General features: G+C 74.5%; 6 protein-coding genes. All 6 read left to right on the forward strand.

Annotated elements, in window-relative coordinates:
* Positions 1 to 684 precede the first annotated feature (684 nt).
* The 6 genes from ACSNOK_RS26660 to ACSNOK_RS26685 all read left to right on the forward strand — a co-directional run bounded on the left by ACSNOK_RS26660 (position 685) and on the right by ACSNOK_RS26685 (position 8,788).
* Positions 685 to 1,824 carry a methyltransferase domain-containing protein gene (locus ACSNOK_RS26660; protein ID WP_436783323.1) on the forward strand — a complete coding sequence of 380 codons (1,140 nt, stop codon included), beginning with the start codon at positions 685 to 687 and terminating at the stop codon, positions 1,822 to 1,824.
* Positions 1,825 to 2,071: 247 nt separating this feature from the next.
* Complete coding sequence (locus ACSNOK_RS26665; protein WP_436783324.1) at positions 2,072 to 3,379, forward strand: MFS transporter; 1,308 nt, start codon at positions 2,072 to 2,074, stop codon at positions 3,377 to 3,379.
* Positions 3,380 to 3,587: 208 nt separating this feature from the next.
* Positions 3,588 to 5,033, forward strand: coding sequence for a glyceraldehyde-3-phosphate dehydrogenase (locus ACSNOK_RS26670; protein ID WP_436783325.1), 1,446 nt, complete (start codon positions 3,588 to 3,590; stop codon positions 5,031 to 5,033).
* 177 nt (positions 5,034 to 5,210) lie between these two features.
* Positions 5,211 to 6,560, forward strand: coding sequence for an aminopeptidase P family protein (locus tag ACSNOK_RS26675; protein WP_436783328.1), 1,350 nt, complete (start codon positions 5,211 to 5,213; stop codon positions 6,558 to 6,560).
* 122 nt (positions 6,561 to 6,682) lie between these two features.
* The gene (locus ACSNOK_RS26680; protein ID WP_436783326.1) at positions 6,683 to 7,336 is read left to right on the forward strand and encodes a nucleotidyltransferase domain-containing protein; all 654 of its coding nucleotides are present in this window, start codon (positions 6,683 to 6,685) and stop codon (positions 7,334 to 7,336) included.
* Positions 7,337 to 7,630: 294 nt separating this feature from the next.
* A complete protein-coding gene (locus tag ACSNOK_RS26685) occupies positions 7,631 to 8,788 on the forward strand; it encodes an NAD(P)/FAD-dependent oxidoreductase (protein ID WP_436783327.1) in 1,158 nt (385 codons plus the stop codon).
* Positions 8,789 to 9,007 lie beyond the last annotated feature (219 nt).

Raw genomic sequence — 9,007 nt, forward strand, 5'->3', positions numbered from 1 at the left:
TAACCCCACCACGCCGCCCCCCCTCCGCGTCGGGTCGGCGTCCGCCGCCCGCCCCGGCACCCCGGCGTCGTACAGGCTCGGGGACGACGCCCGCCGGCGGCCGGCGCGGCAGCTTGTCGGAGGTGCCGGACGCGGCACGGCCCGGCTTCGGAACCGGCCGGGGGCCCCCCCCCGGGGGCCCCGGCCCCCGGTCGCCACCGAGTGCTGCCAGCGGGGTCAACGACCTTACGCGTATGGTGGGTTGATCTCACTCGCTATGTCTATTATCGGCTGGGTGTGTGATCGCCTGCGGCGAGTCCGCAGGAGAGGCCACCGCGGCCTGCGCCGAGGCGCACGCGGAAGCGAACGTCATGACCGGGGAGACCTCGGGGCGGGGGGCGCACGGCCGAGGCCGCCCTGTCCGCCGGGGGCGAGAGCTCAGGGCGGGACAGGAACACGTGACAGACCGGCTCGGAATCAAATCCAAGGCCAGCACCACCACGGCCGGCCGCGCCACCGGGGGCGGTGACGCCGACTGACCCCGACAGAAGGCCGCGCTGCTGCGCGACTCGGCGGGGGTCGGTCGGCCCCGCCCGCCGCCACGGGCGCCCGCATGCCGGCCGGTCCCTCCGGCGGTGGAACGGGCCATACTCCCGCCCCCGTCTGCGGCGTCACCCCCACCTCGACCACCCCGGAGGCCACCGCGTGAACTGGCAGCGCCACGCCGAAGCACTCGCCGAGGCCGTCACCCACCGCTCGTCACGATGGCGCCCCCTCATCGCCGAAACGCCCCGGCACATCTTCATCCCCCGGTGGTGGGAACGCGACGGCGACGCCTACACCCTGCGCGCCCCGCGCGAGGCCGGCGAGTGGATGCCGGCCGCCTACGCCGACAGGTCCCTGATCACCCGCGTCGGCCCGCTGCACGCCGACCACGCCAAGCCCGACGACCGCCCGACGGGCCGGCCGACGTCCTCGGCCACCCTGCCGAGCCTCGTCGTCGCCATGCACCGGCACGCCTGCCTCGACCCCGCCGACTCCCTGCTGTACGTCGGCACCGGCTCGGGGTACGGGACCGCGCTCGCCGCCCGCTACCTGGCGCACGACGAGCAGGTGACCAGCGTGGACGTGGACCCCTACCTCGTACAGGCCGCGCGGGAACGCCTTGAGGCGATCGGCCTCGCGCCGCGGGTCGAGACCGTCGACGCCACCGGCCCCCTGCCGGCGGAACCGAACTCCGCCGACCGCATCGTCTCGATGGTCTCCGTCCGCTCGGTTCCCGCGAGTTGGCTCGACGCGCTGTGCCACGGAGGCCGGCTGGTGACCACCATCGCCGGCACCTCCCTGCTCGTCACCGCCGAGAAGAACGAGGACGGCGGAGCCACGGGCCGCGTGCTGTGGGACAGGGCCGGATTCATGCCGGTCCGCCACGGCGACGACTACCCGCCCGGCCTCGACGAGCTACTCGACACCGCCGAACATCAGGAAGGCGAGGACGTCACCACCGGGCCGTACCCGGTCGTGGACGTCGAGCAGGCGTGGGACCTCGATTCCATGCTCGGCCTCACCGCCCCCGGCATCGTCCACCGCTACCACCAGAACGGCGAGCGGCGCACCGCGCTCATGGCGCACGCCGACGGATCGTGGGCCCGGGCCACCGCGACCGGCACCGGCCGCCCGACCGTCCACCAGAGCGGCCCCCGGCGGCTGTGGGACATCCTCGACGAATTGCGCTCCTACTGGCTCGGCAATGGTGAGCTACCGGTGCGCGGCGCCCGAGTCCTGATCACTCCGGACGGCCGGACGATCATCGCGCGGGGCGGGTGGCACGTAAGACTCACCTGACGCTCTCGGAATCGCCGTGGCCTCGGTATCGCGTCGGTACCGGGCCGCGTGGTCCGCGCCGGCATCCGACGTAGCGGCGGCCCGCGCCGGGGAGGTGACAAACACTGCCGGCCTTCGATGCGGACCGGCCCGGAGCGCCTATCGTTCCGAGGCGGCGTGGACCTGGCCCGCGGGTCCGCAGGTTCGCGGGTCTGTGGGCCGACGGGGCGGGGCGGTGGAAGGGGCGGGTATGTGGGGGACAGGGCGCGTGGCGAGGCTGCCGAGGGCGGTGCTGCTGCTGGTGGCCGCCCGGGCCGTCAATCGGCTCGGGGCCTTTTCGCTCTCCTTCCTCACCGTCCTCGTCAGCACCGAGTACGGGACGAGCGCCACCACGGCCGGGCTCGTCACGGCCGGCTTCGGGCTCGCCTCGATCCCGTCCCGGCTGGCCGGCGGGCGGCTCGCGGACCGGATCGGGCGGCGCCGCACGATAGTGCTCGGGCTGACCGGGTGCGCCGTCACCCAGCTCGGCATCGCGGGCGCCCCTTCGCTCACCGCCGTCGCGGTCTGGGCGGTGCTCCTCGGGCTGGTCTTCGAGCTGTACGAACCGCCGAGTCAGGCCATGATCGCCGATGCCGTGGGTCCCGCGGACCGGGTGCGCGCCTTCGGGCTGCTCAACGCCGCGCTGGCCGTCGGCGGCATGGGCGCCGGGCTGCTCGCGGCCGGGCTGGGGCACTGGGGACTGCGGTGGCTCTTCGTCGTGGACGCGCTGACCTGCCTGGTCTGCGCGGCCGTCGTGCGGTGCGCCCTGCCCGCCGATCATCCTTCCGACGCCCGCCGGCCCGGCCCGGCGGACGGCCCGGCGCCGGAGCGGACGCCAGCCGTCCCCGTCCGTCCCTGGCGCGACCCGGCGCTGCTGCTCATGCTCCTTTCGGGAACGGTCTTCGCGCTGGTCCTCTCGCAGATCATGACGGCGCTGCCGCTCGCCCTCACGCGGCGCGGTCTGGAGCCCGCGGACGCGGGGTTCCTCTTCACCGTCTCCGCCGTGACCGTCGTCGCCGTGCAACCCGCGCTGCGGGTGCGCCGGTTCACGGCCCTGTCCGCGCCGGCGGCGCTCGCGCTCGGGTACGTCCTCGTCGGTCTCGGCGTCGCGGGTTACGCGGCCGCCCACACGCTGCCCGCGCACGCGGCGGCCACCGTGGTGTGGAGCCTGGGCGACGCCTTTCTGCTCGGCCGGGCGTTCGCCGTGGTCGCCGGGCTCGCGCCGCCCGGCGGCACCGGACGCTACCTGGCCGTGTACGGCCTCTGCTGGGGCGTCGCCGCCGTGGCGGCGCCGATCGCCGGGACCCAGCTCCTCCAGCACGCGGGGCCGGGCCCGATGTGGCTGGGGACGTCGGCCGTCTGCCTGCTGCTGGCCGCCGCCCAGCCGCTGCTCGTCCGGCCCGCGGCGGGGCCGCTCGCGGGGGAGTCCCCAGCGGCGGAGCCCCCTGCGGCAGAGTCCCCCGCCGCGGAGCCCCTCGCGGCCGAGCCGGTGGCTGCCCGGCCGGAGACCGGCGAGCAGCGGCCGGCGGACGCCTGACGGGCCCGGCGGCGGCACCGGCCGGCACCGGCCGACACCATCGGGGGGAAGCCAGGGGCGACACCCACGTCTCGGGTGGTGCCCATGTTTCGAGAGGGAGCCGAGAGTTCCCCGGGGAATGTGAGGTAGCAGCCACACCGGACCCCTTGAGGGGTCGAACAGGTGTGGGGTTAGCATATGAGCGCCGCCTAGCTCGAAAGATACGCCTGTGACTGTCAATGACGACACGTTCGCCAACTGGATGTACCGCGAGGAGATCGCGGAGTCGATGATCCCGATCATCGGGAAGCTGCACCGGGAGCGGGACGTCACCGTCCTGGTCCACAGCCGCTCCCTGGTGAACAAGTCGGTGGTCAGCATCCTCAAGACCCACCGCTTCGCCCGGCAGATCGCGGGCGAGGAGCTCGCGGTCACCGAGACCATGCCGTTCCTGAAGGCCCTCACCACGCTCGACCTGGGCCCGTCCCAGATCGACATCGGGATGCTCGCCGCGACGTACAAGACCGACGGCCGGGGTCTGTCGGTGGAGGAGTTCACCGCCGAGGCCGTCGCCGGGGCCCTAGGCGACAACAAGATCGAGCGCCGCGAGGCCCGTGACGTCGTCCTCTACGGCTTCGGCCGCATCGGGCGCCTCCTCGCCCGGCTGCTCATCGAGAAGGCCGGTTCGGGCAACGGCCTGCGGCTGCGCGCCATCGTCGTCCGCAAGGGCGCGGGCCAGGACATCGTGAAGCGCGCCTCGCTGCTGCGGCGCGACTCCATCCACGGCCAGTTCCAGGGCACGATCACCGTCGACGAGGCGAACAGCCGGATCATCGCCAACGGCAACGAGATCCAGGTGATCTACTCCGACGACCCGACGACCGTGGACTACACGGCGTACGGGATCAAGGACGCCATCCTCATCGACAACACCGGCAAGTGGCGTGACCGCGAGGGGCTGTCCAAGCACCTGCGGCCGGGCATCGCCAAGGTCGTGCTGACCGCCCCGGGCAAGGGCGACGTCCCCAACGTCGTCCACGGCGTCAACCACGACATGATCAAGCCGGACGAGCAGATCATCTCCTGCGCGTCCTGCACCACCAACGCGATCGTCCCGCCGCTGAAGGCGATGGCGGACGAGTACGGCGTGCTGCACGGCCACGTGGAGACCGTCCACTCGTTCACCAACGACCAGAACCTGCTGGATAATTACCACAACTCCGACCGCCGTGGCCGCTCCGCGCCGCTGAACATGGTCATCACCGAGACCGGCGCCGCCTCCGCCGTCGCCAAGGCGCTGCCCGACCTCAAGGCCCGCATCACCGGCAGCTCCATCCGCGTCCCGGTGCCGGACGTCTCGATCGCCATCCTCAACCTGCGGCTGGCCCGCGAGACCACCCGCGAGGACGTCCTCGACTACCTCCGCAACGTCTCGCTGACCTCGCCGCTGAAGCGCCAGATCGACTTCATCAGCGCGCCCGACGCCGTCTCCAGCGACTTCATCGGCTCGCGCCACGCCTCGATCGTCGACGCCGGCGCCACCAAGGTCGAGGGGGACAACGCGATCCTCTACCTCTGGTACGACAACGAGTTCGGCTACTCCTGCCAGGTCGTCCGCGTCGTGCAGCACGTCTCCGGGGTGGAGTACCCGACCTACCCGGCGCCGGTGGCCTGACCCGGCCCGGCGGAACTCCGGCGAACCGAAGGCCGCTCCCTCGTCACGCGTGGCGGGGGAGCGGCCTTTTCCGTCCCGTGTGGTGACACGTGACCTGTGACATCGTAATGTGAAATATTACTCAGCCGGGAGTTCAGGAGGAAGGCCGTGCCCGAAGCCGCCGCCCCCATCCGCACCATGAGCCACGACCTGCCGGTGTCCGAGGAGTTGGCGGCCTTCATGGGAGCCGGCTGGGCGCCCGCACCGCCGCCCGCCGGCCCCCGCTCGCCCGTGGCGGACGTCACCGCCGCGCGCCGCCGACGGCTCTCCGCCCGCTTCCCGGGGCAGCGGCTGATCGTGCCCGCCGGTGTGACGAAGGTCCGCTCCAACGACTGCGACCACCGCTTCCGCCCGCACAGCGCCTACGCCTGGCTGACCGGCCTGACCGGCGAGGACCAGGCCGGCCACGTCCTCGTCCTGGAGCCGGACGGCCCGCACCGGCACCAGGCGGTGCTGTACGTCCGGCCGCGCCCGCCGCGCTCCGCCGGCTCCCCGGCGTTCTACCGCGACCGCCGGCACGGCGAGTTCTGGGTCGGCCGGTCCGCCGATCCCGCCGAGACCGAGCGCGCGACGGGCATCCGCTGCGCGCCCCTGGACCCCGACGGCTCTCTCCCGCCCGGCCGCGACGCGACCGCCGACGCCGAACTCGCTATGGTGCTCAGCGAGTTGCGGCTGGTCAAGGACGCCTGGGAGATCGAGCAACTGCAACAGGCCGTCGACCACACCACCGCCGGCTTCGAGGACGTCGTCCGGTCCATCCCGCGCGCCCTGGCGCACCGGCGCGGCGAACGCTGGATCGAGGGCGTCTTCGGGCTGCGCGCCCGCGCCGAGGGCAACGGCACCGGCTACGAGACCATCGCCGCGTCCGGCGCCCACGCCTGCGTCCTGCACCGGACGCGCAACGACGGCCGGCTGAACCCCGCCGACCTGCTCCTCCTCGACGCCGGTGTGGAGACCGACACCCTCTACACCGCCGACATCACCCGCACCCTCCCGCTCTCCGGCCGCTTCTCGCCCGTCCAACGGCAGGTCTACGAGCTCGTCCTCGCCGCCCAGGAAGCGGGCATCGCCGCCCTCAAACCCGGCGCGGGCTTCCGCGACTTCCACCGGGCCGGCATGCGCGTCATCGCCGAGGGCCTCACCGAGTGGGGCGTCCTCCGGACCCCCGACGGCGACCTCCACCGCCGCTACACCCTCTGCGGCAGCGGCCACATGCTCGGCCTGGACGTCCACGACTGCGCCCAGGCGCGGGCCGGCGTCTACCCCGACGGCGTCCTGGAGGAGGGCCAGGTCCTGACCGTCGAACCCGGCCTCTACTTCCAGCCCGACGACGAGACCCTGCCGCCCGCCCTGCGCGGCATCGGCGTGCGCATCGAGGACGACCTCGTCATCACCGCCGACGGCGCCCGGCTGATGTCGGGAGCGCTGCCGCGGACGCCGGACGCGATCGAGGCGTGGATGGGCGAACTGGCCGCCGAGACCGGTTAGAACGACGCCCGTGGGCCGGCGCGGCCGGGCCTCCCGGCGCGCGCCGCCGGCCGGCCGGTCCCGCCGGCACCTGACGCCACGTGGACTGTCCGATTCCCGTCACCGGGTGGTAGACCTCTCCGGTGGCCGAAAAACCCCCGCCGCCCGGCGGCATCCCGATCGCCGAGTCCGAGGCGGCGGCCCGGTGGACGCGCGCCTGGCGGCCGGAGCGGGTCGCGGAACGGCTGGCCGGGACCGGCATGCCCTGGTACGTCGCGGGCGGCTGGGCGCTGGACCTGTTCCGCGGCGAGCCGTCACGCGTCCACGGAGACGTGGAGATCGCGGTCCCCGCGGCGGCGTTCCCGGAGATCCGGGACCGCTTCCCCGGGTACGTCTTCGACGCGGTCGGCGCGGGACGGCTGTGGCCCGCGGCGGGCCCCGAGGCCCTGGCGGCCACCCACCAGACCTGGCTGCGGGACCCGGAGACCGGCCGGTTCCACCTCGACGTCTTCCGTGAGCCGCACGACGGCGACACCTGGATCTGCCGACGGGACGAGGGCCTGCGGCTGCCCTACGCCGCCGTGATCGAGCGGAGTGCCGGCGGCATCCCCTATCTGCGGCCGGAGCTGGTGCTCCTCTTCAAGGCGAAGGGGGCGCGCCCCAAGGACCGGGCCGACTTCGCCGCCACCCTGCCGCTGCTGGACCGGGCGCGGCGGGACGCCCTCGGGCGGTGGCTGGAGCGCGTCCACCCCGGGCATCCGTGGCTCGACGCGACGGCGGCCCCGCCGGCCTTGTGAAGGGGGCGGGGCTGGCCGGTCGGCCGCCATCGGCCGCGATCGGCCGAAGGGTGCCCAGCGGCGTTCCAACGAGCGGTCGGGAAGCGGGAGTTCGGTGTGCCGTGCCGCTCGGGTACGCGGTCGAGGCGGCCGAGGCGGCCGAGGAGGTCGAGGCGGTCGGGCCGGGTGGCGGCAGCCGCGCGTCACGGCGCGGGCGGCGGTGCCGGCGGCGGCTGTCGGTGTCGCGGCGTCAGGTGGGCCGCTTGTTCGAAACGACCCTTGGCAGCATCTGTGCAATGTGAAATATTACAGCGCATGCCCTCCAGTGACTCCTCGGACGTCATCGTGGTCGGAGCGGGCGTGGTCGGTGCCGCCTGCGCCCACTACGCCGCCCGGGCCGGCCTGTCCGTCACCGTGATCGACCGCGGCCCCGTCGCGAGCGGCACGACGGGGGCCGGCGAGGGCAACCTCCTCGTCTCCGACAAGGAACCGGGACCCGAGCTCGAACTCGCCCTGCTCTCCACCACGTTGTGGCGCCGCCTCGCCGACGAGCTCCCATCGGCCGTCGAGTACGAGGCCAAAGGCGGACTCGTCGTCGCCTCCGACCCCGCCCGGGCCGCCGCGCTGCGGGCGTTCGCCGCCCGCCAGACGGCGGCGGGCGTGGCCGCCGTCGAGGTACCGGCGGACGGGCTGCGCGACCTGGAACCCCACCTCGCCTCCGGCCTCGCGGGCGGCGTCCTCTACCCGCAGGACGCCCAGGTCCAGCCCGCCCTCGCCGCCGCCCACCTGCTGCGCGCCGCGGGCGCGCGGGTGCGCGTCCGGACCGGAGAGCGGGTGACCGCCGTCCTCCCCGGCCCGCGCGGCGAGATACGCGGCGTCCGGACACCCGCCGGCGACGTCCACTCCCGGTACGTGGTGAACGCTGCGGGCACCTGGGGCGGCGAGGTCGCCCGGCTCGCCGGCGCGCACCTGCCCGTCCTGCCGCGCCGCGGCTTCGTGCTCGTCACCGAACCGCTGCCGCGCGTCGTCCGGCACAAGGTGTACGCGGCGGACTACGTCGCCGACGTGGCCAGCGGCTCGGCCGCGCTCCAGACCTCGGCGGTGGTCGAGGGAACCCCGGCCGGGCCGGTGCTCGTCGGAGCCAGCCGGGAACGCGTCGGCTTCGACCGCACCCTGTCCACGGAGGCGCTGCGGCGCCTCGCGGCGGGGGCCGCCGCGCTGTTCCCGGTGCTCGTGGGGGTGCGCGTACTGCGGACGTACGCCGGGTTCCGCCCGTACTTGCCCGACCACCTCCCGGCGATCGGCCCCGACCCGCGAGTGCGGGGCTTGTGGCACGCCTGCGGCCACGAAGGCGCGGGCATCGGACTCGCCCCCGCCACCGGCGCGTTGATCACCGCCCTGCTGACGGGTGACCGACCCCCGGTCGATCCGCGACCGTTCGCGCCGGAACGATTCGCGGCGGCGGCCGCGTGAGCGCGGTCGCACGTGCGGCGGGGCTGCGGGGACTGCGGGGCGGGCGGGGCGGCGACTGCGGGGCGGCCCCACGGCCGTCCCGCCGGCTCCCGGCCGTGTCCGACGCCCGGACCGGTGGCGGCACTCCGCGTGCCGCGCGTCCGTGCCCGGCCGTCCGGCGCGGCGCGACGGCCACCGCCCGGGTGGAGCGCGGCCCCGCGTTGCGCGGTGGGGGCGGAG

This window comes from Streptomyces sp. URMC 126 (assembly GCF_051386555.1).
Taxonomy (GTDB): Bacteria; Actinomycetota; Actinomycetes; order Streptomycetales; family Streptomycetaceae; genus Streptomyces.

Excerpts from the sequence above, each read along its gene's own strand:
- ACSNOK_RS26675 (WP_436783328.1), top strand. The coding sequence starts at position 5,211 with ATGAGCCACGACCTGCCGGTGTCCGAGGAGTTGGCGGCCTTCATGGGA.
- ACSNOK_RS26685 (WP_436783327.1), top strand. The coding sequence starts at position 7,631 with ATGCCCTCCAGTGACTCCTCGGACGTCATCGTGGTCGGAGCGGGCGTG.